This window comes from Oscillochloris sp. ZM17-4 (genome assembly GCF_019599295.1).
Lineage (GTDB): Bacteria > Chloroflexota > Chloroflexia > Chloroflexales > Chloroflexaceae > Oscillochloris.
Map to the genome: position 1 here is coordinate 1 of NZ_JAIEWN010000178.1, position 1227 is coordinate 1227.

The 1227-nt window shown below is 56.1% G+C and carries 2 protein-coding genes; both read left to right on the forward strand.

The window, feature by feature from the left end:
* Nucleotides 1-500: 500 nt before the first annotated feature.
* Entirely contained in the window at nt 501-731 is a 231-nt protein-coding gene (locus tag K2Z83_RS28525) for a hypothetical protein (RefSeq protein WP_220598558.1), read from the forward strand.
* Nucleotides 718-1038 (forward strand): type II toxin-antitoxin system PemK/MazF family toxin, encoded by a 321-nt coding sequence (locus tag K2Z83_RS28530; RefSeq protein WP_220598559.1) that lies wholly within the window; start codon nt 718-720, stop codon nt 1036-1038. Before K2Z83_RS28525 ends, K2Z83_RS28530 begins: the two co-directional genes overlap by 14 nt.
* The last annotated feature ends 189 nt before the right edge of the window (nt 1039-1227 follow it).

Genomic DNA, 1227 nt, shown 5'->3' on the forward strand with positions numbered 1-1227 from the left:
GATGCGGTGCGGCCAGAGTCGCTGCGGAAGGCGATTAATGATTGACAGAAAACAGACAAAGATGCCGTGAGAACACGTAATGGAGCTTCTATCGTGTTAGCCAGTCCGCCCAACATGGCGTGCAGGCGATGCCGCTGGCGCGGCGCGGAACCTGGTGCGTTTGTCATGGTTGTCGCATGGCGTCAGCCGTGGCGATCACGAAACCCTGCCAGCGGCACGCCTGACGCCCAGCGTTGGGCCGCCCTCAACCCGTAACGCTGTCGCCGGATAGCGGTTGAGGTGCGGTCGGACACAAGAAGCGCATCCATGCACAGAGAACATAAAATATTGACAATATGAAGTAATAAAACCCTGTAGAGTGGTATATTACCGTATTCTCCGTAAAGAAATACATGACTTGGACAACCAGATAGAAACCAATGAAGATGATTTGCACGCGTGACCAGAGCGATGTATACTACGTGTACTATACGTATAACCGCGTATTTCTGGAGGATGTCATGCAGCGAAAACTGACCATTACCCTCGACGAAGACGTCTACGAAGGGCTCCATAAGGTCATTGGGCGCCGCAAGATTAGCCAGTTTATCGAGGCGTTGGTGCGACCACATGTAACGATCACCGAACTGGAAGCAGGCTATGCGGCGATGGCGGCAGACGAGGAGCGCGAGGCCGCGGCCTTGGTGTGGAGTGAGGCGCTGATCGGAGACAACACGCATGAAACGCGGTGATGTGTGGTGGGTCAATTTTGACCCGTCGGTTGGTGGCGAGATTCAAAAAGAACGCCCCGCCGTGATCGTGAGCAATGATATTGCGAACCGGCTGCTGAACCGGCTGCAAGTCGTGCCGCTCTCTACGAAGATTGACCGTTTGTATCCGAGTGAGGCCTATGTGACGATCAATGGGGCGCAACAAAAAGCGATGGCCGATCAACTCACGACAGTAAGTAAACAGCGCCTGACAAACCAACTGGGTAAGCTGTCGAAAGCCGATCTCCAGGCAGTCGAGCGAGTGATCAAGACCCAACTCGATATGTGATAACCCGCACACGCGCAGACGCCCGTCGCTGCGGCAACTCCCGGCCCAACAGGGGCGTGCAGGTGATGCCGCTGGCGCGGCTCCACACCTGGCGCGTTTTTTATGGTCGTCGCGTACCACCAGCCGTGGCATTCAAGAATGCCGCCAGCGGCACACCTGACGCCGAGCGTTGGGCCTCCGCAGCGATTA